This is a genomic window from Streptomyces sp. NPDC049585, from assembly GCF_040675615.1.
In the GTDB taxonomy this organism is placed as follows: Bacteria; Actinomycetota; Actinomycetes; order Streptomycetales; family Streptomycetaceae; genus Streptomyces; species Streptomyces luteosporeus.
Genome location: NZ_JBFAPE010000011.1, coordinates 105942 through 130226 on the forward strand (window position 1 = coordinate 105942; position 24285 = coordinate 130226).

The following is a 24285-nucleotide window of genomic DNA, read 5'->3' on the forward strand; positions in this document are numbered from 1 at the left end:
GACGGGCACAGGCGGGGCTCCATGAAACCGGAACACCGCCACGGCATGCCGCGGGGCGCATCGGACGGCTCCATCGTCCGTACGGAACGATGGCGGCCGTCTGACCGGAAGACCTGCCGACCCGTGGTCGGCGAGGTGGGAGATCGGAGCTCCACTTGTGGGCCGGGCCCGTGTGGGTCACACACGTGTCCAGCCGGTCGTTGCACAACTCTATCAGCTGGTGAGCGGGCGTGCGAACCAGTGGCGAACCGATCCGGCTACGGGACGTATCGTGTCGCCCATGAGCGACACGACGCCCACCGGCCCCACGGGTAACCACGACGAGCCCACGGCACAGGACACGGCCCCCGACTTCGACGCCATGACCCGCGACATCGCGGACGTGCCCGCCGTCGAGGTGATCACCACGGTCGCCGTGCACCTGATGAGCGCGGCGGCGGTCAACCTCGGACTCGCCGAGGAGGGCGAGGACCACAAGGACCTCGACGAGGCCCGCAAGCTGATCACCGCCCTCGCCGGGCTGGTCACCGCCAGCGCCACCGAGGTCAGCAACTTCCACGCGGCCCCGCTGCGCGACGGCCTGAAGTCGCTGCAGCTGGCCTTCCGCGAGGCCTCCGTCGTCCCGGACGAGCCGGGCCAGGGCCCCGGCGAGAAGTTCACCGGCCCGGTCTACGCCTGACCGCGGTTGCCCCCGGACCCGGTCGCCGGGCCGCCCTCGTCATTGGCCCGCCCGCCGAAGTGCGGGCGGTCCGGCCGCCCCTCCCCCGGGCCGGCCAGCGGCTCCGGCTCGGCGACGTCGTCCGCGACGTTGGCCCGGCCGTGCGGCGGGTGCGTCACCCGGTTCGCGCCCGCGGCCAGCGCCGCACCGATCAGCGGGGCGACGATGAACAGCCACAGCTGCGAGAGCGCCGCGCCGCCCGCGAAGAGCGCCGGCCCCAGGCTGCGGGCCAGGTTCACCGAGGTGCCCGTCAGCGGCACGCCCACGATGTGCACCACGCCCAGGGCGAAGCCGACGGCCAGCCCGTCGAAGCCCACCATGGCCACCCGGTGGGTCACCGACAGCCACACGAAGACGAACAGGAAGGTCATCACGACCTCCGCCAGGAACGCTCCCCCGGCGCCCAGGTGCACCGCCGAGCGGTCCCCGTAGCCGTTGCTGCCGAAGGCGCCGTCCGTCTTGAGCCCCGGCACCTGCTTGGCCAGCAGGAAGAGCACCGCCGCGCCCACGATCCCGCCCACCAGCTGCGCGATCCAGTACTCGATCGCCGTGTGCAGGGAGATCCGGCGCTGCAGCAGCATCCCCAGCGTCACGGACGGGTTCAGGTGACAGCCCGAGACCGGGCCGAGGGCGTACGCGAGGGCCAGAAGAGTGAAGCCGAAGGCCAGCGCGATGCCGAGCACGCCGATGTAGTCGGCGGCGAGGACCACCGATCCGACGGCGAAGAAGACCAGCAGCGCCGTACCGAGGAATTCGGCGCTGATCGTGCGGGTCGTGACCGGGTCGAGGCGCTCAAAGGCCGGTTTCACGTTCTTCAGGGCGTCCATGGCGTCCTCCCGAGGATCTCGTGGACCGTCCACCTCGCATTGTCGGACGATCCCCTTCCGGGCGCCTGCCGAGACCTGCCCGCTCAGCGGCGGTAGAACGCCTCCCCGGCCCCGCCGGCCCCCGGCGGCAGCAGCGCCAGGTCCAGGCCCCGTACGAGCCGGGCGCGCAGCACCTCGTCCGCCGCCAGGCCCTCGGCGACGGCCCGCAGCACCTCCGGCGCGGCCGCCTGCGGATCCGTCTCGACGGCCAGCGTGCCGTCCGCCTCCGCCGAGGCCACCAGGAACGCGCGCAGCACGCCCGGGCACGCCGCCAGCACCGCGCGCAGCGCCGTGGCCACGGCCGGGTCCGCCAGCGGATCGGCGCTCTCCCGGCCCTCGGCCAGCGCCAGCAGCGCCGGGCCGGTCAGCGGGTAGGCGACGGGGCCGGCCAGGTCGAGGACGATCGTGTCCGCCTTCTCGTGCGCGGCGGCCTGCAGCGCCTGGTGCAGCGGCACCGCCACGGGCCGGGCGTCCGCGCGCCACCGCCGGAGCGTCTCCATCGAGGTGAACGCGGGCAGCGCCCGTCGGCCGTCCGGCGCCTGCAGCGTCGGCACGGCCATGTCGCTGGTCTTCTCCCGCTTCAGCCCGTCCGGGCCCTCCTCGACCTCCCCGAGCACCGCCACCACGGGCACCAGCAGCCGCGCCCCCCGCAACGCCCCCAGCACCCGCCCCTCGGCCCCCGGACCACGCTCGGCCCCCCAGGCGGCCAGCGCCGCGGCCAGTGCGGGATCGGCGGAGCCGTCGTCGTCGGAGAAACCGGGATCGGGAATGTTCTTGAGCGCCACGTGCCGAGGGTATCCGGTGCGATTGCCGTGCTTCGCCCGGGATGCCGGGGTGCCATGTCGACTGCGGGCCGTCGGCGGCTGATCGCGCAGTTCCCCGCGCCCCTGACGGGGCCGCCGTCGTGCGGCGGTTGCGGCCCGTAGGGGCGCGGGGAACTGCGCGACAAGCCACGACGCACCCGCAGGTGGCTACCGTGGCCAGTCGGCTGCAGGCCGGCCGGGGCCGATCGCGCCCACGCGGCGGCAGCCGCAGATCGACACCGCCCCGCGCCCCTACGGGGCGCCGTAGTGGCCGCGTAACAAAGATCCGCCGGACACGGCCTACGCGCGGCGGCGGCGCCACAGCAGGCCCGCCGTGCACAGCAGGAGCACACCCGCCGTGCCGGCCGCGAGCGCCGGCGCCGTCAGGCGGAACGCCGAGGTCGTGGGGCGGGCGGCGTGGGGGCCGTCGGCGAAGTAGCGGGGGGTGGGCGGCGGGGGCGGGTCCGCGGGCAGGGCGCGGGCACGCGCCAGGGCGGCCGCCGGATCGATCAGGCCCGCCCCCAGGTCGTCGCTGCGGCCTCCCTCGGGCGCGTCCTTGGCCGTCGCCGTCAAAACGCGCCGCACCTGGGCCGCCGTCAGGCCGGGGCGCGCCGCCTTGAGAAGGGCCACCGTCCCGGAGACGAACGCGGCCGCCGCGCTCGTGCCCCAGCCCTCGTAGTAGCGGCGGTCCGGATCGGCGATCACGACGTCGACGCCGGGGGCGCTGACGGTGGCGTACCAGCGGCGGGTGGAGAAGGGGGCGCGGTTGCCGTAGCGGTCGACGGCGGCCACCGCGATCACGCCGGGGTAGGCCGCCGGGTACGAGACGTGGTCGCCGTTCTCGCCGCCGTTGCCCGCCGAGGCGACGACCACGGCGCCCTTGCGCAGGGCGTACTGCACGGCGGCGTCCTCGCGCGGCTCGGGGTGGGCGGTGTCGCTGTCGTCGCCGAGGGAGAGGTTGATGACGTCGGCGCCGTGGTCGGCGGCCCAGCGGATGCCGTCGGCCAGGGCGCTGCCGCGGGCCCCGCGGGCCCGTGAGCGGGCCGGGTCGCCGTCCTCGAGGATCACCCGCACCGGCAGGATCCGGGCCTGCGGCGCCACCCCGACGACGCCGTCGGCGTCCCCGTCGCCGTGCCCGCGGCCGGCGATGATGCCGGCCATGGCCGTGCCGTGCCGTGCCCAGGCCCGCTCGCCCGGCTCGGCTCCGAAGCCGACCAGGTCCTTGCCGGGCAGCACCCGGCCGCGCAGGTCGGGGTGGGTCTCGTCGACACCGGTGTCCAGGACGGCCACGGTGATGCCGGCGCCCTTGGTGGTGCGCCATGCGTCCTGCACGCGCAGCGAGTCCAGTGCCCACTCCTGCGTGCGTATCGCATCGGCCCGCGCGGGTGGTGCGGCCAGCACGGCCACGGCGAGCGTGCCGGCGAGGGCCGCGAGGGCGCGGCGGCGGGCGGTCACCGGCTCTCCGGCTCGCGCCCGTGGGCCGCGTCGCGGAAGGCGCGTTCGGCCGCGTCCGCCAGGGCGCGCGCGTCGTGTCCCAGGCCCGCCTGGGCCGGGACCTCGGTGGCGCCGGGCTCGACGGCCCCGGCCGCCGGCTGCGGCACCACGCCCGTGCGGGCGTCGGCGAAACCCGAGACGGCGTAGACGACGGCCGGGACGTCCGTCAGGACGCTGATGTGCCAGCTGGCCCGCTGTCCGTCCGCGAACCCGGCGGCCGGCGTGCCCGGTACGGCGTACGGGCGGGGCATCAGGTCCGCGCGCCGGTCCAGGTGCTCGCCGGCGAAGCGGTCGCGCAGTGCGTTCATGGTCGGCGCGTCGGCCTCGGTGACCAGCACGCCGACCGTGGTGACGGTCGACGACGTGGCGTCGGCGTACGTCGCGCGCAGCAGCCGCTTGCAGCCGACGGGCGCGAGGGCCTTGGCGAGCAGGGGGTCGAAGGCCTTGGCGCAGCCGCTGTCGGGGGCGACGCCCACGCGGTTCCAGTCGCGCGGGGCCCCGCCGGGCCCGGCCGCCTCGGCGTGCACGGCGGGCGGGAAGAGCCGGTCGACGGGCACGTCGCGCCAGACGGTGGCCCCTCGTGCATACGCCTGCTCCTCGGCCGAGCCGCCCATGTCGTCGGCGGCCAGGCAACTCCCGGCGACGGCCCCGGCGATGAGCCCCAGTCCGAGCACGAGACACAGGGCGACCCCGAGAACTCCCCGCCGCCGATCCCCTGCGGGGGGCGGGGCGAGAGCGGCTTCGGGTTGCGGCTTCCCGTACGCGGGGAGCGCGGCCGCGGGCGGGACGGCGGGCTGCGGCGGCACCACGGCGCCGGGCACCCCTTGGGGGTGGCCCGGCCGCGCGGCCATGGCCGCGGGCGGAGCCGGCGGTCCAGGGGGCCGCCCTGGAGATGGCGCCACCGGCGCAGCCGGGTGCGTGGCCGTCGCGGCCGAAGCGGCCCGCGCCGACGGCGGGACGGCGGGCCGGCGCTGGCCCGGTTCCGGTCGTACAGGAAGCCCAGCGGCAGACGGCACGGCCGCAGGCGGCGCGGCTGGCGATGCAACAGGGTGCGGCCCAGCCGGGCTCGGCGTCGTGGACGCCGGCGCGGCAGCGTGCGGAACCGGTTCGCGTGCGACCGTGCACGACGAGGCCGGGACAACCGCCTGAACGGCACCGGGGACCCGTCCCGGCACAGCCGGCTGCGTGGCCGTCGCGGCCGAACTCCCGGGCGTTGCTCGTCCCGGCCCAGACGCGTGCGCCCCCGGCTGCGTGGCCGTCGCGGCCGAACTCCCGGGCGTCGCGGTCCCCGGCGCAGTCGCGTGCGTCGCCGGCGGAACCGGTGCTCCGGGCAGCCGCCCTGGCGGTGGCGTCACCGGCGCCGTCGGGTACGTGGCCGTCGCGGCCGAAGCCGCCGGCGGAGCCGGCGTTCCAAGGGGGCGCCCCGGGGCTGGCGCCACCGGCGCAGCCGCGTGCGCCGCCGTCGGCTGGGGCGGCAGCTCGGGCGTCACCGGCGCGGCGGCCGGCCGGCGCGGCACCGGTGCCGGTCGTACGGGAAGCCCAGTGGCAGACGGCACGGCAGACGGCTCCGCTTCGGTGCTCACCCTGCGCTTCCCCTCGTCAGCCGGCTCGTCGCAACCCCTGAAATGAGTACTGAACCGCCCTATGCCGGACATGCGCCCCGGCCTGGCAAGGCCGCGGCGTGCGCGCCACTTTACGGTGCCCGGTGCGGGGCCTGCCATTCACCCGAGGCGCCGCCTCTACCCAGGCCCGGCGTGCTCTGGCAGGCTGCGCGCCATGTCGTCCGAGCGAGCACGTCTCGACAAGGCCACCGCGCATCTGGACGCTCCGCTCGCGGTGGTGGATCTGCGGGCGTTCGACGCGAATGCCGCCGATCTGGTGCGCCGGGCCGGTGGGAAGCCGGTGCGGGTGGCGAGCAAGTCGGTGCGCTGCCGGGCGCTGCTGGAGCGGGTGCTGGCGCGCGAGGGGTTCGCCGGGGTGATGGCGTACACGCTCGCGGAGGCGCTGTGGCTGGCGCGTTCGGGCGTCGAGGACGTGCTGGTGGCCTATCCGTCCGCCGATCGCGCCGGGTTCGCGGAGCTGACGGGCGATGCGAAGCTGGCGGGCGCGGTGACGGTGATGGTGGACGATCCGGCGCAGCTCACATGGATGGAGGCGGCCCGTACGGGGCGCGAAGAGGTGCGGGTGTGCCTGGAGTTGGACACGTCGCTGCGGCTGCTGGGCGGGCGGGTGCGCGTCGGCGCGCTGCGTTCGCCGGTGGCGAGTGCGCAGCGGCTGGCGGAGCTGGCGGGGGCGGTGGCCCGCCGGCCGGGGTTCCGTCTGGTGGGGCTGATGGCCTACGAGGCGCACGTGGCCGGGGTGGGGGATGCGGTGGCGGGGCATCCGCTGCGGTCGCGGGCGGTGCGGTTGATGCAGTCCGTGGCGCGTGACCGGCTGGCGTCCTTGCGGGCGCGGGCGGTGCGGGCGGTACGGGAGGTCGCGGAGCTGGAGTTCGTCAACGGTGGTGGTACGGGCAGCGTGCAGTACACGGCGGCGGAGGCCGTGGTGACGGAGGTGGCTGCGGGTTCCGGCCTGTTCGTGCCGCGGCTGTTCGACGACTTCTCCTCCTTCCGGGGCCGCCCGGCCGCCCTGTTCGCCCTGCCGGTGGTGCGCCGCCCCGGGGTGGGTGTGGTGACGGTGCTGGGCGGGGGCTACCCGGCGTCGGGGGCGGCGGGCCGGGACCGGTTGCCGGTGCCGTACCTGCCCGAGGGGCTGCGGCTGGTGGCGCGGGAGGGGGCGGGCGAGGTGCAGACCCCGTTGGTGGGGACGCCCGCCGACGACCTGCTGATCGGTGACAAGGTGTGGTTCCGGCACGCGAAGGCGGGCGAGTTGTGCGAGCGCTTCGCCGCGCTGCACCTGGTGGAGGGCGACCGGGTGGTGCGGACGGTGCCCACGTATCGGGGCGAGGGCCACACCTTCCTGTGAATCCCCTTACGGCACCAGTACGATCCGCACCGGGTCGCCCGTCTTCGTGCGCAGCCGCTCGACGCCCTGCGCCGCTTCGGCGAGCGGCAGGGTGGCGCTGATGGAGTCGCGCAGGTCCAGCCGGTGCAGGCGGGCGAGGGCGACGAGTTCCTCGACGTGACCGGGGGCGGAGCCGTAGTGGCCGAGGACCTGTTGTTCGCGGTAGCTGAAGGCGATGCCGTTGGTGACGGTCAGCGGTTCGCGGCCCAGGCCGACGAGGACGAGCCGGCCGCCGTGGTTCAGGCAGCGCACGGCCTGGTCGCGGACGGCCGCGACGCCGGCGAAGTCGAGGGCGAGGTCGAGTCCGCGGCCCGCGGTGGCCGCCAGGACGTGCTCGCGCAGGGCGGGGTCGGCGGGGTCGAGGGCGAGGTCGGCGCCGGCGGCGAGGGCGCGGTCGCGGGCGGAGGCCAGCGGGTCGACGGCGACGACGGGTGCGGCGCCGGCGAGGCGCAGGAGTTGGACGGCGTGGGTGCCGAGTCCGCCGACGCCCCAGACGCCGGCCGGGCGGCCGGGGCGTACCTGTCCGGTGGTGGTGATGGCGGCCCAGGGGGTGGAGACGGCGTCGGGGATGACGGCGGCCTGGGCGAAGGGCAGGTCGTCGGGGAGGGCGACGAGGGTGTGGGCGGAGGCGAGCGCGTAGTGGGCCCAGCCTCCGTCGTAGTCGACGCCGCGGGTGCGGACGGCCGGGCAGGGCTCGAAGCGTGCGCAGGCGGTGCAGGAGCCGCAGCGCTCGCCGGCCTGGAGCAGCACGCGTTGGCCCACGGTCCAGGGGCCGGGCACGTCGGGGCCGAGGGCGTCGATGACGCCGGCGGTCTCGTGTCCGAGGGTGACCTTGTCCGCAGTGGCGTGCACCGGGGTGAGGCTGCCGTCGATGAGGTGGACGTCGGACAGGCAGATGCCGGCGGCCTTGACCTCGATCCGGACCTGGCCCGGGCCGGGCTCGGGCACGGGGACGTCCTCGACGGCGAAGGTGCCGGTCCTCAGGTCGAGTCGTGCGGCCTGCATGGTGTCGGTCATGAGCGGAGCTTCGCCGAGCCCGACGCTGTGACGCAAGGGGGCGCGGGGGCCGTGGGGGCCGGTGGTACCGATGTCCACCGGCCTCACTGACGCCTCGTCAGGCGGCCTTGTCCACCTGGTCGGGGATCACGCTGCCGTCGGCGCGCCGTACGGGCACGTGCGTGCCGTCCTCGGCCGTGGCGCCGGTCGTGGAGCAGGGGTAGCTGCCGGACTTGCGCGGCATCGGGTCGATGAACATGGGGTTGGCGACCCAGCGGCCGTCGGCGTCGTCGTACGCGCGGCACATCAGCTCGGACTTGTTGCGGTTGATGGCCACGTGGGCGCCGGTGGCGTCGTTCACGAACGTCACGTCGGTGTCGGCGTCGCCGGCGCCGAGCGCGATGCGGTGGTCGACGTCCTGCTGCTGCCAGGCGGCGGCGCCCTTGATCTTGAAGATCTCCTGGTTGATCATGCAGCGCTTGCCGTCCATGTACGGCAGGGCGTCACCGCGGCCGGTCTCGACGCCGCCGCAGCCCTTGATGCGGGCGGTGAGCCTGCCGTGCTCGGTGATGGTGCGGATGCCGATGGTGTGCTTGCGGTCCAGGCCCACGCCGCTCGACCAGGCCTCGGCGATCGGCTCGGAGGAGGCGGAGACGATGTAGACGTCGAAGCCGGCCTTCTTCAGCGTGGCGATGAGGTTCTTCTGCTGGTCGTAGTAGCGGATGTAGCCGGCGATGGTGTGGGTGCCGACCGTCTGCTTGGTGCCGATGGGCGCGGCGAGCTGCTCGGCGCGCGCCTGGCGGGCGAAGGACGTCAGCGCGGCCGGGGTGTGGCCGGCGAACAGCTGCGGGATCCAGGCGTAGGCCGGGACCGTACGGCGGTGGTTCCACTCGCCCGCGAAGGCCGGCTCGCCGGCCATGGTCTGCGACTTCTCACGGATCTCGAAGATCTCGTCCGTGCAGGCGGTGTTCGTGGAGGTCGGCAGCGGCCGGCCGACGGGCACGGCGGTGCCGCAGGCCTTGGTCAGCGCTTTGTCGGCGGCGGGGGTGAGCCAGGCGCTGGTGTCGCTCCAGTGCTTGGGCCGCAGGATCTTGTCGTGCTTGAGCGCCCAGGCGAGCGTGGCGTCGGTGATGTCGTTCTTGACGACGGTGTTGTCCCAGTCGAAGGCGGCGACGGGGCGGGGGCCGCCCTTGCCGGAGCAGGTGCCGCGCTCGTCGATCATCTTCTGCAGCCTGGCGCGGTTGTCGCCGGCCCAGGGGAGGTTCGCATCCAGCTGCGGGCAGGTGGCGCGCGGGGTGTGACGGGCGGGCGCCGCGGTGGCGGGGACGGGGGCCATGAGGGCGGCGGCGACGGCGAGACCGGCGGCTATGGCGGACTTCTTGCGCATGTGCTCTCTTCGGTGCATGGACGGCGGTTCGGCGCCGGGACCGGAGCGGCGGCTGCGGCCTTCCGGTCCCGACTCTGTGATCATGGACCCTACAGCGGGGTGACGTACGCCCCCGCGATGCCTCCGTCGACGAGGAACTCGGCGGCGTTGACGAAGGACGCGTCGTCGCTGGCGAGGAACGCGACCGCCGCGGCGATCTCCTCCGGCTCGGCGAACCGGCCCACCGGCACGTGCACCAGGCGGCGCGCGGCCCGCTCGGGGTCCTTGGCGAACAGCTCCTTCAGCAGCGGGGTGTTCACCGGCCCCGGGCACAGGGCGTTGACGCGGATGCCCTCGCGGGCGAACTGCACGCCCAGCTCCCGCGACATCGCGAGCACGCCGCCCTTGGAGGCGGTGTAGCTGATCTGGGAGGTGGCCGCGCCCATCACGGCGACGAAGGACGCGGTGTTGATGATGGAGCCCCTGCCCTGGCGGCGCATGTAGGGCAGCACGGCCTTGCAGCACAGGTAGACGGAGGTGAGGTTGACCTCCTGGACGCGCTTCCACGCCTCCAGTCCGGTCTCCAGGATCGAGTCGTCGTCGGGCGGGGAGATGCCGGCGTTGTTGAAGGCGACGTCGACGGAGCCGTATGTGTCGTGGGCGGCCCGGAAGAGGGCCTCCACCTGCTCGGGGTCGGTGACGTCGACCTTGACGAACAGTCCCCCGGTCTCCTGCGCGGCGGCCTTGCCGGCGCTGTCGTCGATGTCGGCGCACACGACGTGGGCGCCCTCGGAGGCGAGCCGTCGCGCCGTGGCCAGGCCGATGCCGCTGCCGGCTCCGGTGACGACGGCGGTACGGCCCACCAGGCGGCGGCACACTGCGGTCCGGTCGGTCACTCAGTCCTCCTGGGTGCTGATGAAGACGTTCTTGGTCTCGGTGAAGGCGGCCAGCGCCCCCGGGCCCAGCTCACGGCCGAGGCCGGACTGCTTGAAGCCGCCGAAGGGGGTCCAGTAGCGGACGCTGGAGTGGGAGTTGACGGAGAGGTTGCCGGCGGCGACGGCCCGGGACATCCGCAGGGCGCGGGAGACGTCGCGGGTCCACAGCGAGCCGGAGAGCCCGTAGGCGGTGTCGTTCGCCAGCCGTACGGCCTCGGCCTCGTCCTCGAAGGGGATGACGACGGCGACGGGACCGAAGACCTCCTCGCGGGCGACGCGGTCCTGGGGGTCGGCCTCCAGCACGGTCGCGGGGTACCAGTAGCCCTTGCCGGTGGGCGCTTCGCCGCGGATAGCCGCGGGTGCGGACTCCGGCACGTAGGAGCGGACGCGCTCGCGGTGCGCGGCGGAGATCAGCGGGCCCATCTGTGTGGCGGGGTCGGCGGGGTCGCCCACGACGAAGGACTTCACGGCCGGTTCCAGCAGCTGAAGGAAGCGGTCGTACACGTCGCGCTGGACGAGGATGCGGCTGCGGGCGCAGCAGTCCTGGCCGGTGTTGTCGAGGAAGGAGCCCGGTGCGGCGGCCGCGGCGCGCTCCAGGTCGGCGTCGGCGAAGACGATGTTGGGGCTCTTGCCGCCGAGTTCGAGGGTCACCCGTTTCACGTCCTCCGCGCAGGCGGCCATGATGCGCTTGCCGACGGCGGTGGAGCCGGTGAAGACGACCTTGGCCACGCCGGGGTGGCGCACCAGGGCGTCGCCCGCCACGGGCCCGGCCCCGGGCAGCACCTGGAACAGGCCCTCCGGCAGGCCGGCCGCCAGGGCCAGCTCCGCCAGGCGCAGGGCGGTCAGCGGGGTGGTCTCGGCGGGTTTGACGACGACGGCGTTGCCGGCGGCGAGGGCGGGGGCCAGGCCCCAGGCGGCGATGGGCATCGGGAAGTTCCAGGGGGCGATGACCGCGACGACGCCGAGGGGTTCGTGGAAGGTGACGTCGAGGCCGCCGGCGACGGGGATCTGGCTGCCGGTGAGCCGCTCGATGCCGCCTGCGGCGAACTCCAGCAGGTCGCGGGCGTTGCCCGCCTCCCAACGGGCGTTGCCGATCGGGTGACCGGCCTCGCGCATCTCCAGGTGGGCGAGCTCCTCCAGGTGCTCGTCGACGGCGGCGGCGAAGCGGCGCAGTTGCCGGGCCCGGTCGCCGGGGGGCAGGGCCGCCCAGCGCTGCTGGGCGGCGGCGGCCCGCCGGACCGCGGTGTCGACGTCCTCGCGGGAGGTGGCGGGGACGGTGGCGACGAGCTCCTCGGTGGCGGGGTTGATGACGTGGTGCTCGTTCTCGTACTCGTGCACGCGCAGCCTCACATGCGCTCGAAGGAGCGGAAGCGCTCCCAGTCCGTGACAGCCGTGTCGTACGCCTGCTGCTCGACACGGGCCATGTTCAGGTAGTGCTCGACCACCTCGTCGCCGAAGGCGGCCCGGGCCAGCGGGCTGGCCTCCCACAGCTCGGCGGCCTCGCGCAGCGTGCCGGGCACGTGCGGGGCGTCGCCGGTGTAGGCGTTGCCGGTGCTGGGGTGGGGGAGCTCCAGCTCGTGCTCGACGCCGTACAGTCCGGCGGCGACCATGCCGGCGACGGCGAGGTAGGGGTTGACGTCGCCGCCGGGGAGCCGGTTCTCGAAGCGGTGGGAGGGGCCGTGGCCGACGACCCGCAGGGCGCAGGTGCGGTTGTCCGGGCCCCAGGCGACGGCGGTGGGGGCGAAGGAGCCGGGCCGGAAGCGCTTGTAGGAGTTGATGTTGGGGGCGTAGAGGAGGGTGAAGTCGCGCAGGGCGGCGAGCTGTCCGGCCAGGAAGTGCTGCATCACCGGGGACATGCCGTACGGGTCGGACGCGTCGGCGAGCACGGGGCGGCCCGCCTCGTCGCGCAGCGAGAGGTGGATGTGGCAGGAGTTGCCCTCGCGCTCGTTGAACTTCGCCATGAAGGTCAGGGCCATGCCCTCCTGGGCGGCGATCTCCTTGGCGCCCGTCTTGTAGACGACGTGCTGGTCGCAGGTGGTGAGGGCCTCGTCGTAGCGGAAGGCGATCTCGTGCTGGCCGAGGTTGCACTCGCCCTTGGCCGACTCCACCGTCATGCCGGCGGCGCCCATCTCGTTGCGGATGCGGCGCAGCAGGGGCTCGACGCGGCCGGTGCCGAGGACGGAGTAGTCGCAGTTGTACTGGTTGGCGGGGGTCAGGTCGCGGTAGCCGCGGTTCCAGGCGTCCTCGTAGGTGTCGCGGAAGACGATGAACTCCAGCTCCGTGCCCACGTACGCGCTCCAGCCGTGCTCGGCCAGCCGGTCCAGCTGGCGGCGCAGGATCTGCCGCGGGGAGGCGAGCACGGGCGAGCCGTCGTGCCAGGCGAGGTCGGCGGTCATCATCGCGGTGCCGGGGTTCCAGGGGGTGCGGCGCAAGGTGGCCGTGTCGCCGTGCAGGGCGAAGTCGCCGTAGCCGCGCTCCCAGGACGACATGGCGTAGCCGTCCACGGTGTTGAGGTCGACGTCCACGGCGAGCAGGTAGTTGCAGCCCTCGGTGCCGTGCCCGAGGACGTCGTCGAGGAAGAACCGGGCGGCGAACCGCTTGCCCTGCAGCCGCCCCTGCATGTCCGTGAAGGCGAGCACGACGGTGTCGATCTCCCCCGAGTCCACGAGCCGGCGCAGCTCGTCGACCGGGAGCGGGGGTATGCGGTCTGCCACAGCGGGGCCTCCTGTCGGGTACGACCGGAGGTCTTAAGGTAGGGCTGCAGACCATTGGTTGGGAAGGGGGAGGGATGAACGGAAGCACATCGCAGGGATCTTCGGCTGCGGACCGGCTGTCGCCCGTACTGCGCCCGGTGCGGGCCGGCAACGGCTTCGAGGAGGCCCTGGAGCAGATACTCCAGGTCATGCGCCTCGGCCTGGTCGCCCAGGGCGAACGACTGCCGGCCGAGCGCGAGTTGGCCGACCGGCTGCGCGTGAGCCGGGTGACGCTGCGCGAGGTGCTGAAGGTGCTGCAGGAGCAGGGCCTGGTGGAGAGCCGGCGCGGCCGCTACGGCGGGACGTTCGTGCTGGCCCGGCCCGCGACGGCGGGCGAGGAGGAGCTGCGGCGGCGCCTTGCGGGCACCGACCTGGAGGACACGCTGCGCTTCCGTGAGGTGCTGGAGGTGGGGGCCGCCGGGCTGTGCGCCGCGCACGGCCTGTCCGGGGAGCACGCCGAGCGGCTGCGCACGGCGCTCGCCGCGACGCACGACGCGCCGCTGGCGGACTACCGGCGCCGTGACACGCTGCTGCACCTGACACTGGCCGAGCTGTCGGGCTCCCCGTCGCTGGCCGCGCAGTACGCCGCCGTCCGCGCCTCGGTCAACGACCTGCTCGACTGCATCCCGCTGCTCGTGCGCAACCTGGAGCACTCGCAGCAGCAGCACACGGCCCTGGTCGAGGCGGTGCTGGACGGCGACGCGGACGGGGCGCGCGAGGTGATGCGCGAGCACTGCTGCGGAACGGCAGCCCTGTTGCGGGGATTTCTGGCATAACGCGCCTGCAGTTACGCGGGTTTAACCGCAAGGGGGTTGCCCAACCGCCCTCAGCGAGGCAAAGGTATGGCGCATTACCTTTACCCCGCCCGCGGCAGGCAGGAGCGGCCCATGCCCGAACGCACCCAGTCCCCCGGCGCACCACCGGCCCCCGGCGGCCCCGACGATTCCTATCTGGAGAAGCGCTCGCTGCGCCGGGGCAGCGCGGGCCCCCTCCTGCTGACCGGCCTGGGCGTCGCCTACGTCGTCTCCGGCGACTACTCCGGCTGGAACTTCGGCCTGGCCGAGGGCGGGTTCGGCGGACTCGCCGCAGCCGCGGTCCTGATGGGCCTGATGTACACGTGCATGGTCTTCTCCCTCGCCGAGCTCGCCGCCGTCCTGCCCACGGCGGGCGGCGGCTACGGCTTCGCCCGGCGGGCGCTGGGCCCCTGGGGCGGCTTCCTGACGGGTACCGCGATCCTCATCGAGTACGTCCTCGCCCCCGCGGCGATCTCCCTGTTCATCGGCGACTACGTCGAGTCGCTGCACCTTTTCGGACTCACCTCCTCCTGGCCGGTGTACCTGGCCTGCTTCGTCGTGTTCATCGGCATCCACCTGTGGGGCGTGGGCGAGGCCCTGCGCTTCAGCTTCGTGGTCACCGGAGTGGCGGTGGCGGCGCTGCTCGTCTTCGCCGTCGGCGCGTTCGCCCACTTCGACGCCGGGCACCTGAACGACATCCCGGCCGACCCGCACGCCTTCGCGTCCTCCTCCTGGCTGCCGTTCGGGCTGCTCGGCATCTGGGCGGCGTTCCCCTTCGGCATGTGGTTCTTCCTCGGCGTCGAGGGCGTGCCGCTGGCCGCCGAGGAGACCCGCGACCCGGCCAGGACGCTGCCGAGGGCGATGGCCACCTCGATGGGCATCCTGCTGCTCCTGGCCCTTCTCGCCTTCCTCGCCGCCACCGGCGCGGGCGGCGCCGACGCCCTGCGGGACGCGGGCAACCCCCTGGTCACCGCCGTGCAGCCGGACGGGGATGCCACCGTGCTCGGCCGGATCGTCAACTACGCGGGCCTGGCGGGCCTCGTGGCGTCCTTCTTCTCCCTCATCTACGCCGGCTCCCGCCAGCTCTTCGCCCTCTCCCGCGCCGGCTACCTGCCGCGCTTCCTGTCCCTCACCAGCCGCCGCAAGGCCCCCTGGCTCGGCCTGCTGGTGCCCGGCGCGATCGGCTTCGCCCTCGCGGCGGCCACGGGCGACGGGGCGCGCATGCTCAACGTGGCCGTCTTCGGCGCCACCATCTCGTACGCGCTGATGTCGCTGTCGCACATCGTGCTGCGCCGCCGTGAACCGGGGCTCGCGCGGCCGTACCGTACCCCGGGTGGGACGCTCACCTCCTCGGTCGCGCTCGTCCTGGCGTGCGCGGCCCTGGTGGCGACGTTCCTGGTGGACGTGACCGCGGCACTGATCGCGCTGGCCGTCTACGCGGTCGCCGCCGCGTACTTCGGCCTCTACAGCCGGCACCACCTGGTGGCGAACGCACCGGAGGAGGAGTTCGCCGCGCTCGCGGCGGCGGAGGCGGAACTGAAGCGGAAGGACGACTGATGCGCCGGACGCGCCCCCTGATCGGCATCACCACCTATCTCACCCGTGCCCGCTGGGGAGCCTGGGACTGCCCCGCAGCCCTGCTCCCGGCCCTGTACACCACGCACGTCCAGCGCGCCGGCGGTGCGGTGCTCATGCTGCCGCCCGACGACCCCGCGCACGCCGCGGGCCTCCTCGACGCGGTGGACGGCCTGGTCCTGGCGGGCGGCGACGATGTGGACCCGGCCCTGTACGACGCCGTGGCGCATCCGCGCACGGGCACCCCGGTGCCCGAGCGCGACCGCTGGGAGCTGGCCCTGCTGGAGGCGGCTCTGGAGGCCGACGTACCCGTGCTGGGCATCTGCCGCGGCATGCAGCTGATGAACGTCCGGGCGGGCGGCACCCTGTGCCAGCACCTGCCGGACGAGGTCGGCCACACCGGTCACAACCCGGCCCCCGGCGTCTTCCACGACCACGCCGTCGTCCCCGTCCCCGGCACCCTCACCGCCTCCCTGCTGCCCGCCCGCCTGGACGTGGCCACGCACCACCACCAGTCGGTCGCCGACGTCGGCAAGGACCTCGTCGTCTCGGCGCACGCCGACGACGGCACCGTGGAGGCCGTCGAGTACCAGGACCGCGCCTTTGCGCTCGGCGTCCAGTGGCACCCGGAGGCCCGCGACGACCTGCGGCTGGCGAAGGCGCTGGTCGGGGCGGCGGCCGGTCAGTCCTGACCGGCGGTCAGCCCCAGCAGCTCCCGGGCCGGCCCGGCCGGGCGGTGGCCCGCGGGCCAGACCGCACGCAGGGTGCGGTGCAGGCGGATGCCGGCCACCGGGACCTCGACCAGGCGGTGGGCGGCGAGCTCCTCGCTCACCGCGAGCTCGCTGAGGACGGAGGGGCCCGCGCCGCTCACCACGGCGGCCTTGACGGCGGTGGTGGAGGCGAGTTCGAGCAGGGGGGCGGTGGCGCCGTCGTGGGCGGCGAGGGCCGCGTCGAGGACCTGGCGCGTGCCCGAGCCGCGCTCGCGCAGGATCAGCGGCGCCGCGGCCAGTTCGGCGGCGGGCAGGGGGGTGCGGCGGCGGGCCCAGGGGTGCTCGGGCGCGGTGACCACGACCAGCCGGTCGCGGGCCACCACCGCGCCGTCCAGGCCGGGCGGCACGTCCAGGCCCTCGACGAAGCCGAGGTCGGCCTCGCCCGCCAGCAGGCGCTCGGCCACGGCCGCCGAGTTGCCGGTGTGCAGGGAGACGGCCGTGTCCGGGCGCCGGGTGCGCAGCGCTATCAGCCAGCCGGGCAGCAGGTACTCGGCGATCGTCATGCTGGCCGCGACGCGCAGCCGGGCGTCGCGGCGCTCGCGCAGGGCGCGGGCGCCGGCGTCGAAGGCCTCGGCGGCCTCGACGATGCGCCGGGCCCAGTCGGTGACCAGGACGCCGGCCTCGGTCAGGCGCGAACCGCGCGGGGAGCGGTCGACGAGGGCGACGCCGAGGAGGCGTTCGAGGGCGCGCACCCGGCCGCTCGCGGCGGGCTGGGTGATGCCGAGCTCGCGGGCCGCCCGGCCCAGGCTGCCGAGGCGGGCGACGGCCAGCAGCAGTTCCAGGGCGGCCAGGTCGGGGACCCGGTGCGACAGCGGTGTCGGCGGGGGCGCGCTCATAAAGCCAGTTTATGAGCTCATAGCCGCGTACTCTCTACCGGCACCTTCTCGCACCGATCATCGTGGAACCATGAGCGCCGAAGCCTCCGCCAGCCCGACCAGCCCCATACGTCACCTCGGCCCCAACTGGTACGCCACCGTCATGGGCACCGCGATCGTCGCCTCGGCCGGTGCGGCCCTGCCGGTGACCGTGCCCGGGCTGCGGGGCGCGTGCGAGGCGGTGTGGGCCCTGGCCGCACTGCTGCTGCTCGCCCTGCTGACCGCCCGCGCCCTGCACTGGGCGCACCACCCCGACCAGGCCAGGCGGCACCTGGGCGATGCAGCCGTCGCCCCCTTCTACGGCTGCCTGGCCATGGCCCTGCTCGCGGTGGGCGGCAGCACGCTCTCGGTGGGCACGGCCGTCATCGGCGAGAGCGCGGCCGTCGCCGCGGACGCCGTGCTGTGGACGGCCGGCACCGTCGTCGGCCTGGGCGCCGCGGCCGCGATCCCGTACCTGATGGTGACCCGGCACAAGATCGCCGCCGGTGACGCCTCCCCCGTGTGGCTGCTGCCGGTCGTCGCGCCCATGGTCTCCGCCGCGCTGGGGCCTGCGCTCGTGGCGCACCTGCCCGCCGGCCAGTGGCGCGAGGCGCTGCTGCTGGGCTGCTACGGGCTGTTCGGCATGAGCCTGCTGGCGACGCTGCTGATCCTGCCGCTGATCTTCGCCCGGCTCGTCCACCACGGCCCGCTGCCGCTCGCGCTGACGCCGGCCCTCTTCCTGGTCCTGGGCCCGCTGGGCCAGTCCACGACCGCCGTGAACGCCGTCGCCGCCGCCGCGCCGGGCGTCGTCGCCGAGCCGTACGCGCACGCCATGGCCGGCTTCGCCGTGCTCTACGGCATGCCCGTCATCGGCTTCGCCCTGCTGTGGCTGGCGCTGGCCGCCGCCATGGTCGTCCGGGCCGCCCGCCGGGGCATGGGCTTCACGATGACCTGGTGGGCCTTCACCTTCCCCGTCGGCACCTGCGTGACGGGCAGCGCCGCGCTCGCCCACCGCACCGGCCTGACCGCCCTGACCTGGCTGGCGGTGGGGCTGTACGCGCTGCTGGTGGGCGCCTGGGCGGTCGCCGGGGTGCGTACCGCGGCCGGGCTGGTCAGCGGACGGCTGCTCGCAGCGCCGCGCCCAGCACCCGCGGCGCCGCTGCGAGAGATGGCCCGTACCACGTGAGGTGACGGCCGCTGACGAGCGCCGACGGCAGCCCGGGGAAGCACTCCGGGCCGTCGTCGGCGCCGAAGCGGTACGGCTCGTCGGGCAGGACGACGAGCTCGGCGCCGCAGGCGTTGAGCTCGTCCAGGGGCAGGCGCGGGTAGCGCTCGGCGTGGCCGGCGTAAACGTGTCCGACGCCGAGGCGGGCGAGGACGTCGCCGGCGAAGGTGTCCCGGCCCAGCACCATCCAGGGGCGGCGCCAGATGGGCACGACGGCCGGCGTCGGCGGCCCGGCGGGCCGTACGGCGTGCCAGGCCTCGCGGGCCTCGTCGAGCCAGGCGGGCCGGGCGAGCCCGCAGCCGCGCACCAGGACCCGTTCCAGCTCGGTGAACGCCTGCTCCAGGGTGCGGATTTCGGTGACCAGGACGTCGAGGCCGGCGGCGCGCAGGGCGCCGAGGTCGGGGGCTCGGTTCTCCTCCTCGTTGGCGAGGACGAGGTCGGGGGCGAGCGCGACGATGCGGGCGACGTCGGGGTTCTTGGTGCCGCCGACGCGCACCACGTCGAGGCCGGCGGGGTGTTCGCACCAGTCGGTGGCGCCCACGAGCAGCCCGGGGGCCGTGGTGGCCACGGCCTCGGTCAGCGAGGGCACCAGGGAGACGACGCGGCGTACGGCGGGGCGGTTGCTCGACGAGCTCACCGCCCCACCGTACGCCCGTTCGCCCGGTGCGTCAGGCGCCGGCCGGTGCCATCTTGTCCAGCAGGCCCGGGTGGGCGTCGAGCCAGCGGCCGGCGGACTGCTTCTCCTTGCCCTTGCCGCCCTTTTGGATCTCGGCCTCCAGGGAGGAGAGGTCCTTCTCGGACATCTTGAAGTCCTTCACCCACTGCGCGATGCGCGGGAAGTCCTTGGCGAAGTCCTTCTTGCCGACGGCGTGGATCTGCTCGCCCTGGCCCCAGGCGCCCTTGGGGTCCTTGAGCTTCTTCAGGTCGTAGGTGCCGTAGGCCCAGTGCGGCGACCACAGGGTGGTGACGACGGGCTCCTTCTTCTTCAGGGCCCGGTCGAGCTCGGCGAGCATCGTGGAGGTGGAGGACGAGACGACCTTGTACTCCCCCTCCAGGCCGTATTCCTTGAGAACCTTGTCGTTGAGCTTGCCCATCATGCCGGCGCTGGACTCGATGCCCACGATCTTCCCGCCGAACTCCTTGCTCCTGCCCTTGAGATCGGCCAGGGAGTTCACGTCCTTGACGTAGGAGGGCACGGTCAGCTCCAGCGACGTGGGCCCGTACCAGGTGCCGAGGTCGCTGAGCTTGTCGCCGTAGCGCTCCATGTACTGCTGGTGCGTGGTGGGCAGCCAGGAGTCGAACTGCACGTCCATCTGGCCCTGCGCGAGGGCGGTGTAGAGCGGGCCCGGGTCGAGCTGCTTGACCTCGGGCTTGTAGCCGCGCGCCTCCAGGACGTTCTGCCACAGGTAGGTGGCGGCCACGGCCTCGTCCCAGGGGAAGTAGCCGAGCCGGACCTTCTGGCCCCGGCCGACGTTCGCGCCGGCGGCCACGGCCTGCTTGTCGCCGCCCTCGACGATGTGCATGCCGCCCGCGACGAGCGCGAGGACGACGACGCCGACGGCGGCCACGGCGGTGCCCGGGCGGTGGGCCAGGACGCGGGAGGCGACCGGGCCGCGCGCGGTGGCGGCGGCCTTGGCGGAGGCGCGGCGGCCCAGGCGGGAGACCCGGGTGCCCAGCGCGCCGGTCATCCGGTCCAGGTACATGGCCAGGACCACGACGGCCAGACCGGACTCGACGCCGCCGCCGATGTCGACCTGGGTCACGGCCGCGTACACGGCCTCGCCCAGGCCGCCGGCGCCCGCCATGCCGGCGATGACGACCATGGACAGGGCCAGCATGATGACCTGGTTGACGCCCGCCATGATGGTGGGCACGGCCAGCGGCAGCTGGACGCGCAGGAGCGTGTGGCGCGGCGTGGTGCCGAACGCCGTGGCCGCCTCGACGAGTTCGCCGTCGACCTGGCGGATGCCCAGCTCCGTCATCCGCACGCCCGGCGGCATGGAGAAGACGATGGTGGCGATCAGGCCGGGGATCGGCCCGATGGAGAAGAACATCACGCCCGGGATCAGGTAGACGAAGGCGGGCATCGTCTGCATGACGTCCAGGACGGGCCGCAGCACCCCGCCGACCCGGCGGTCGCGGGCCGCCCAGATGCCCAGCGGCACGGCCACGGCCAGCGTGATGACGCTGGCGACGAGCACGAGCGAGAGGGTGGCGGTCGCCTCGTGCCACAGGCCGAAGGAGTCGATCAGGGCGAGTCCGGCGAAGGCGAGGACGGCGGCGAGCAGGCCGCGCAGCCACCAGGCGAGGACGGCGAGGATGCCGGCCGTCAGCAGGGGCTGGGGGGCGCCGAGGACGGCGTTGACCCCGTCGTACATGCCGGTCAGTACGGTGTTGACGGCGTCGAAGAGCCACGAGAAGTGGTTCTGCAGCCAGCCGACGGCGCTCTCCGCCCAGCCGCCGAGGTTGATCCTAGGCACCGGCCGTCACCTCCTGCTGCTCGCGGGGCGCGGCAGGCGTGGCGGCCCCCGGCTGCGGCCGCGGCTGGTCGCCCAGGGCGGCCAGCAGACCGTCGCGGGTGACGACGCCGGCGGGCGTGCCGTCCTCGCCGGTGACGGCGACGGGCGCCTCACCGTGGGAGAGGGCGGTGAACAGCTCGGCGACGGGCGTGCCGGCGGTGACGGTGGCGGCCGCCTCGCCGGGCCGGCCGGCGGTCGGCTCCATGATGGAACCGGCGGTCAGCACGCGGGAACGGTCGACGTCCTGGATGAAGGAGGCCACGTAGTCGTTGGCGGGCCGCACGAGGATGTCCTCGGCCGTGCCGTTCTGCACGATGCGCCCGTCGCGCATCACCGCGATGCGGTCGCCCAGGCGCATGGCCTCGTTGAGGTCGTGGGTGATGAAGACGATGGTCTTCTTCAGCCGCTTCTGCAGGTCCAGCAGCTGGTCCTGCATGTCGCGGCGGATCAGGGGGTCCAGGGCGCTGAAGGACTCGTCCATCAGCAGCAGGTCGGCGTCGGTGGCCAGCGCGCGGGCCAGGCCCACGCGCTGCTGCATGCCGCCGGACAGCTCGTCGGGCCAGGAGCTCTCCCAGCCCCCCAGGCCGGCCAGCTCCAGTGCCTCGGCGGCACGGGCCTCGCGCTCCTCGCGGGCCATGCCGCGCACCTCCAGGCCGTAGGCGGCGTTCTCCAGCACGCTGCGGTGCGGGAAGAGGGCGAAGTGCTGGAAGACCATGCTGATGTGGCGCGAGCGCACCTCGCGCAGCTCGCGCGGCGAGAGCGAGGTCAGGTCCTGACCGTCGTACAGGACGCTGCCGGCCGTCGGGTCCAGCAGGCCGTTGAGCATGCGCAGCAGCGTGGACTTGCCGGAGCCGGAGAGCCCCATCACCACGAAGATCTGGCCGGCCTCGACCTCGAAGGACGCGTCGATGACGGCTGCGGTGGCGCCGTCGGCGCGCAGCTCGTCCCGGTCGGCGCCGCCCTCGAGTCGGCGGACGGCGGCTTCGGGTCGTCTGCCGAACACCTTGTACAGGTGCTCGGCCTTCAGCCTGGACACATAAACCTCTCGGATCGAACTCAGACTCCAGCGGTCCCCCCGGTCGCACGAGCCACTCCGGCCTCGCGCCTGCCCCGGGTCATTCAGGGCAAACGGAACCGTGAGCCACCTCACACGGCGGACTCCGGTTGTCGGTGGCGTGCGGCATCATCGATCCGTGACGCGACGCCTGATGCTCCTGGACACCGCCTCGCTGTACTTCCGCGCCTATTTCGGCGTTCCGGAGTCGGTGAAGGCCCCCGACGGCACGCCCGTGAACGCGGTGCGCGGCCTGCTCGACTTCATCGCCCGCCTGGTGGCCGACCGCCGGCCCGACGACCTCGTCGCCTGCATGGACTTCGACTGGCGCCCCCAGTGGCGGGTCGAGCTGATCCCCTCCTACAAGGCGCACCGCGTGGCGCAGGAGGTCGAGGGCGGCCCGGACGAGGAGGAGACGCCCGACACGCTCTCCCCGCAGGTCCCGGTCATCGACGCCGTGCTGGACGCGATCGGCATCGCGCGCGTGGGGGCCGTGGGGTACGAGGCGGACGACGTGATCGGCACCCTCGCGGCACGGGCGACCGGGCCGGTCGACATCGTCACCGGCGACCGCGACCTCTTCCAGCTCGTCGACGACCGGCGCGGCGTGCGGGTGCTCTACCCGGTCAAGGGTGTGGGCACCCTGCAGACGGTGGACGAGGCGCTGCTGCGCGAGAAGTACGGCGTGGACGGCCCCGGCTACGCCGACCTCGCCCTGCTGCGCGGCGACCCCAGCGACGGCCTGCCGGGCGTGCCCGGCATCGGCGAGAAGACGGCGGCCAAGCTGCTGGCCTCCTTCGGCGACCTGACGGGCATCCTCGCCGCGGCCGGCGACCCCGCGGCGAAGCTGACCCCGGCGCAGCGCAAGCGGCTGACGGAGGCCGCGCCGTACCTCGCGGTGGCGCCCAAGGTGGTGCGGGTGGCCTCCGACGTGCCGCTGGCGCCCTTCGACGCGGCGCTGCCGGCCGCGCCGCGCGACGGGCGGGCCGTGGGCGAGCTGGCGGAGCGCTGGGGACTGGGGGGCTCGCTGCAGCGACTGCTGACGACTCTCGAACAATGTTAGGTTAGGTAGACCTAACTTATATCCGGCTTTTCAGGGGATCAGGGGAGACAGCCGTGGCAGAGCGTCCCGCACGCAAGAAAGCACACGTCCACCGGGCCCACGTGGTGCGCACCGAGCGGCTGACGCCGCACATGGTCCGCGTCGTCCTGGGCGGCGAGGCCCTCGCCGGCTTCGGCGCCGGCGAATACACCGACCACTACGTCAAGCTGCTCTTCCCCGTCCCCGGGGTCGCCTACCCCGAACCGCTCGACATGGAGACCGTGCGCCGCGACTTCCCGCGCGATCAGTGGCCGCGCACCCGCACCTACACCGTGCGCTCCTTCGACGACACGGCACGCGAGCTGGTGATCGACTTCGTCGTCCACGGCGACGAGGGCCTGGCCGGCCCCTGGGCGCTGCAGGCACAGCCCGGCGAGGAGGTGCTCTTCCTCGGCCCCGGCGGCGCCTACGCCCCCGATCCCGCCGCGGACTGGCACCTGCTGGCCGGCGACGAGAGCGCCCTGCCGGCGATCGCCGCCACGCTGGAACGCATGCCGGCCGGAGCCCGCGTCCGGGCCCTGGTGGAGGTCGCCGACGCCATCGAGGAACAGCCCCTCGACCTGCCCGACGGCATCACGGTCACCTGGCTGCACCGCGACGGCGCACCGGTGGGCGAAGCCCTGGTGCGGGCGGTGCGCACGATGGACTTCCCCGCGGGCGACGCGCACGTCTTCGTCCACGGCGAGGCCGGCTTCGTCAAGGAACTGCGCCGGCATCTGCGCATGGAGCGCGGTGTGCCGCGCGAACGCCTGTCCATCTCCGGCTACTGGCGGCGCGGCCACGACGAGGACGGCTGGCAGGCCTCCAAGCGCGAGTGGAACCAGCAGGTGGAGGCCGAGCAGGAAGCCGCGGCCTGACGGCGGTGGTGACCATACCGGCAACCCTCGCCGCCGTGGCAGCCCTCGCATCGGGCTCCGCCCTTTCCACCGACGGCCCCGCCCAGCGGGGCCGCGAGACGGTCCTGCACGTGACCCTGGAGGAGGTCGACGGCCCCCTCACGGTCGAATCACCGGCGTTCGCCAAACCGCTGCTGCTGAAGCCGAAACGCTTCCACGAGGGCAAGGACGGCTCGCACTACACGGACGTGGCCGGCATGGTCCTGTGCGACATCGCGCCCGGCACGTACGTGGTGGAGCTGAAACGGGACGGCGAGAAGGAGCCCCTGGACTCGCTGGACCTGACGGTCACACCCGAAATGGACGCCGCCAACCGCGAGTTCTGCGCGAGCCCGCGCGGGTACGGGGAGGCGGTGGACCGTACGAGCGAGACGGCGCCGGACGAGGACGAGGCGGACGACGAGGCCGCCGGGGGCGTGACGACGGCCCAACTGGCCGTCGCCGTCGCCGCCACGGCGGCACTGTCGGCGGCCCTGACCGCCATAGCGACGTACCTGGTGGTGCGCCGCCGGAGGTGATCGTTTCCCGGGGCTCCGCCACGGACCCCGGTCCTCAAACGCCG

22 protein-coding genes are annotated in these 24285 nt (G+C 74.2%); 9 read left to right on the forward strand and 13 right to left on the reverse strand.

Translation table 11 applies throughout. From position 1 onward, the window contains the following. The first annotated feature begins 361 nt into the window (after positions 1-361). The gene (locus AB0K17_RS14930; RefSeq protein WP_365966452.1) at positions 362-679 is read left to right on the forward strand and encodes a DUF1844 domain-containing protein; all 318 of its coding nucleotides are present in this window, start codon (positions 362-364) and stop codon (positions 677-679) included. On the opposite strand, the gene AB0K17_RS14935 is transcribed toward AB0K17_RS14930, so the two are convergent. From AB0K17_RS14935 to AB0K17_RS14950, 4 genes are all read right to left on the reverse strand, one after another. Next, positions 670-1545, reverse strand: coding sequence for an aquaporin (locus AB0K17_RS14935; protein WP_365966420.1), 876 nt, complete (start codon positions 1543-1545; stop codon positions 670-672). The two genes, AB0K17_RS14930 and AB0K17_RS14935, sit on opposite strands and share 10 nt — an antisense overlap. Positions 1546-1628: 83 nt before the next feature. Further along, complete coding sequence (locus AB0K17_RS14940) at positions 1629-2369, reverse strand: SseB family protein (protein WP_365966419.1); 741 nt, start codon at positions 2367-2369, stop codon at positions 1629-1631. Positions 2370-2687: 318 nt separating this feature from the next. Further along, positions 2688-3842: a type VII secretion-associated serine protease mycosin gene (mycP, locus tag AB0K17_RS14945; RefSeq protein WP_365983154.1), complete on the reverse strand. Its 1155-nt coding sequence runs from the start codon at positions 3840-3842 to the stop codon at positions 2688-2690. Next, entirely contained in the window at positions 3839-4555 is a 717-nt protein-coding gene (locus AB0K17_RS14950) for a hypothetical protein (protein ID WP_365966417.1), read from the reverse strand. The genes mycP and AB0K17_RS14950 overlap by 4 nt, the downstream gene beginning before the upstream one ends. 1093 nt (positions 4556-5648) lie before the next feature. On the opposite strand from AB0K17_RS14950, the gene AB0K17_RS14955 reads away from it, so the two are divergent. Next, positions 5649-6845, forward strand: coding sequence for an alanine racemase (locus tag AB0K17_RS14955; RefSeq protein ID WP_365983190.1), 1197 nt, complete (start codon positions 5649-5651; stop codon positions 6843-6845). A 6-nt stretch (positions 6846-6851) separates the two neighbouring features. Here AB0K17_RS14955 and AB0K17_RS14960 read toward each other — a convergent pair whose 3' ends face one another. The 5 genes from AB0K17_RS14960 to AB0K17_RS14980 all read right to left on the reverse strand — a co-directional run bounded on the left by AB0K17_RS14960 (position 6852) and on the right by AB0K17_RS14980 (position 12895). Then, entirely contained in the window at positions 6852-7901 is a 1050-nt protein-coding gene (locus tag AB0K17_RS14960; protein WP_365983155.1) for a zinc-binding dehydrogenase, read from the reverse strand. A 97-nt stretch (positions 7902-7998) separates the two neighbouring features. Further along, positions 7999-9267: a haloacid dehalogenase-like hydrolase gene (locus AB0K17_RS14965; RefSeq protein ID WP_365966415.1), complete on the reverse strand. Its 1269-nt coding sequence runs from the start codon at positions 9265-9267 to the stop codon at positions 7999-8001. A gap of 89 nt (positions 9268-9356) precedes the next feature. Continuing rightward, a complete protein-coding gene (locus AB0K17_RS14970; protein ID WP_344434225.1) occupies positions 9357-10142 on the reverse strand; it encodes a 3-oxoacyl-ACP reductase in 786 nt (261 codons plus the stop codon). Continuing rightward, the gene (locus tag AB0K17_RS14975; protein ID WP_365983156.1) at positions 10143-11519 is read right to left on the reverse strand and encodes an aldehyde dehydrogenase family protein; all 1377 of its coding nucleotides are present in this window, start codon (positions 11517-11519) and stop codon (positions 10143-10145) included. It abuts the gene before it with no gap. An 8-nt stretch (positions 11520-11527) separates the two neighbouring features. Next, entirely contained in the window at positions 11528-12895 is a 1368-nt protein-coding gene (locus AB0K17_RS14980; RefSeq protein WP_365966413.1) for a glutamine synthetase family protein, read from the reverse strand. Positions 12896-12969: 74 nt separating this feature from the next. Here AB0K17_RS14980 and AB0K17_RS14985 point away from each other — a divergent pair, with 74 nt between their 5' ends. The 3 genes from AB0K17_RS14985 to AB0K17_RS14995 all read left to right on the forward strand — a co-directional run bounded on the left by AB0K17_RS14985 (position 12970) and on the right by AB0K17_RS14995 (position 15995). Beyond that, positions 12970-13710, forward strand: a complete 741-nt coding sequence (locus AB0K17_RS14985) for an FCD domain-containing protein (RefSeq protein ID WP_365966412.1) — start codon at positions 12970-12972, stop codon at positions 13708-13710. Between the two features lie 111 nt (positions 13711-13821). Then, positions 13822-15285, forward strand: a complete 1464-nt coding sequence (eat, locus tag AB0K17_RS14990) for an ethanolamine permease (protein WP_365983157.1) — start codon at positions 13822-13824, stop codon at positions 15283-15285. Continuing rightward, the gene (locus AB0K17_RS14995; protein ID WP_365983158.1) at positions 15285-15995 is read left to right on the forward strand and encodes a gamma-glutamyl-gamma-aminobutyrate hydrolase family protein; all 711 of its coding nucleotides are present in this window, start codon (positions 15285-15287) and stop codon (positions 15993-15995) included. The genes eat and AB0K17_RS14995 overlap by 1 nt, the downstream gene beginning before the upstream one ends. Here the strand turns inward: AB0K17_RS14995 and AB0K17_RS15000 are convergent. Next, complete coding sequence (locus AB0K17_RS15000; RefSeq protein ID WP_365983159.1) at positions 15986-16909, reverse strand: LysR family transcriptional regulator; 924 nt, start codon at positions 16907-16909, stop codon at positions 15986-15988. The genes AB0K17_RS14995 and AB0K17_RS15000 overlap by 10 nt on opposite strands. Positions 16910-16979: 70 nt before the next feature. Between AB0K17_RS15000 and AB0K17_RS15005 the strand changes: the two genes are divergently transcribed. After that, the gene (locus tag AB0K17_RS15005) at positions 16980-18113 is read left to right on the forward strand and encodes a TDT family transporter (RefSeq protein WP_365983160.1); all 1134 of its coding nucleotides are present in this window, start codon (positions 16980-16982) and stop codon (positions 18111-18113) included. Here AB0K17_RS15005 and AB0K17_RS15010 read toward each other — a convergent pair. The 3 genes from AB0K17_RS15010 to AB0K17_RS15020 are packed head-to-tail and all read right to left on the reverse strand — an operon-like array spanning position 18040 to position 21707. Then, positions 18040-18789 (reverse strand): helical backbone metal receptor, encoded by a 750-nt coding sequence (locus AB0K17_RS15010; protein WP_365983161.1) that lies wholly within the window; start codon positions 18787-18789, stop codon positions 18040-18042. The two genes, AB0K17_RS15005 and AB0K17_RS15010, sit on opposite strands and share 74 nt — an antisense overlap. A gap of 31 nt (positions 18790-18820) precedes the next feature. Beyond that, positions 18821-20632 carry an ABC transporter permease/substrate binding protein gene (locus AB0K17_RS15015; protein ID WP_365983162.1) on the reverse strand — a complete coding sequence of 604 codons (1812 nt, stop codon included), beginning with the start codon at positions 20630-20632 and terminating at the stop codon, positions 18821-18823. Then, positions 20625-21707 (reverse strand): betaine/proline/choline family ABC transporter ATP-binding protein, encoded by a 1083-nt coding sequence (locus AB0K17_RS15020; RefSeq protein ID WP_365983163.1) that lies wholly within the window; start codon positions 21705-21707, stop codon positions 20625-20627. The genes AB0K17_RS15015 and AB0K17_RS15020 overlap by 8 nt, the downstream gene beginning before the upstream one ends. 157 nt (positions 21708-21864) lie before the next feature. Between AB0K17_RS15020 and AB0K17_RS15025 the strand changes: the two genes are divergently transcribed. From AB0K17_RS15025 to AB0K17_RS15035, 3 genes are read left to right on the forward strand one after another with little or no spacing between them, the layout of a single operon-like run. Continuing rightward, a complete protein-coding gene (locus AB0K17_RS15025; RefSeq protein ID WP_365983164.1) occupies positions 21865-22788 on the forward strand; it encodes a 5'-3' exonuclease in 924 nt (307 codons plus the stop codon). A gap of 53 nt (positions 22789-22841) precedes the next feature. Next, positions 22842-23684, forward strand: a complete 843-nt coding sequence (locus AB0K17_RS15030) for a siderophore-interacting protein (RefSeq protein WP_365983165.1) — start codon at positions 22842-22844, stop codon at positions 23682-23684. Positions 23685-23719: 35 nt separating this feature from the next. Beyond that, positions 23720-24241, forward strand: a complete 522-nt coding sequence (locus AB0K17_RS15035) for a hypothetical protein (RefSeq protein ID WP_365983166.1) — start codon at positions 23720-23722, stop codon at positions 24239-24241. Positions 24242-24285: the final 44 nt, after the last annotated feature.

Bases quoted from the DNA above. Each gene is read 5' to 3' on its own strand.
- AB0K17_RS15000 (WP_365983159.1), bottom strand. From the start codon at position 16,909: ATGAGCGCGCCCCCGCCGACACCGCTGTCGCACCGGGTCCCCGACCTG.
- AB0K17_RS14960 (WP_365983155.1), bottom strand. From the start codon at position 7,901: ATGACCGACACCATGCAGGCCGCACGACTCGACCTGAGGACCGGCACC.
- AB0K17_RS15005 (WP_365983160.1), top strand. From the start codon at position 16,980: ATGAGCGCCGAAGCCTCCGCCAGCCCGACCAGCCCCATACGTCACCTC.
- AB0K17_RS14965 (WP_365966415.1), bottom strand. From the start codon at position 9,267: ATGCGCAAGAAGTCCGCCATAGCCGCCGGTCTCGCCGTCGCCGCCGCC.
- AB0K17_RS14930 (WP_365966452.1), top strand. From the start codon at position 362: ATGACCCGCGACATCGCGGACGTGCCCGCCGTCGAGGTGATCACCACG.
- AB0K17_RS14935 (WP_365966420.1), bottom strand. From the start codon at position 1,545: ATGGACGCCCTGAAGAACGTGAAACCGGCCTTTGAGCGCCTCGACCCG.
- AB0K17_RS14985 (WP_365966412.1), top strand. From the start codon at position 12,970: ATGAACGGAAGCACATCGCAGGGATCTTCGGCTGCGGACCGGCTGTCG.
- eat (WP_365983157.1), top strand. From the start codon at position 13,822: ATGCCCGAACGCACCCAGTCCCCCGGCGCACCACCGGCCCCCGGCGGC.
- AB0K17_RS14995 (WP_365983158.1), top strand. From the start codon at position 15,285: ATGCGCCGGACGCGCCCCCTGATCGGCATCACCACCTATCTCACCCGT.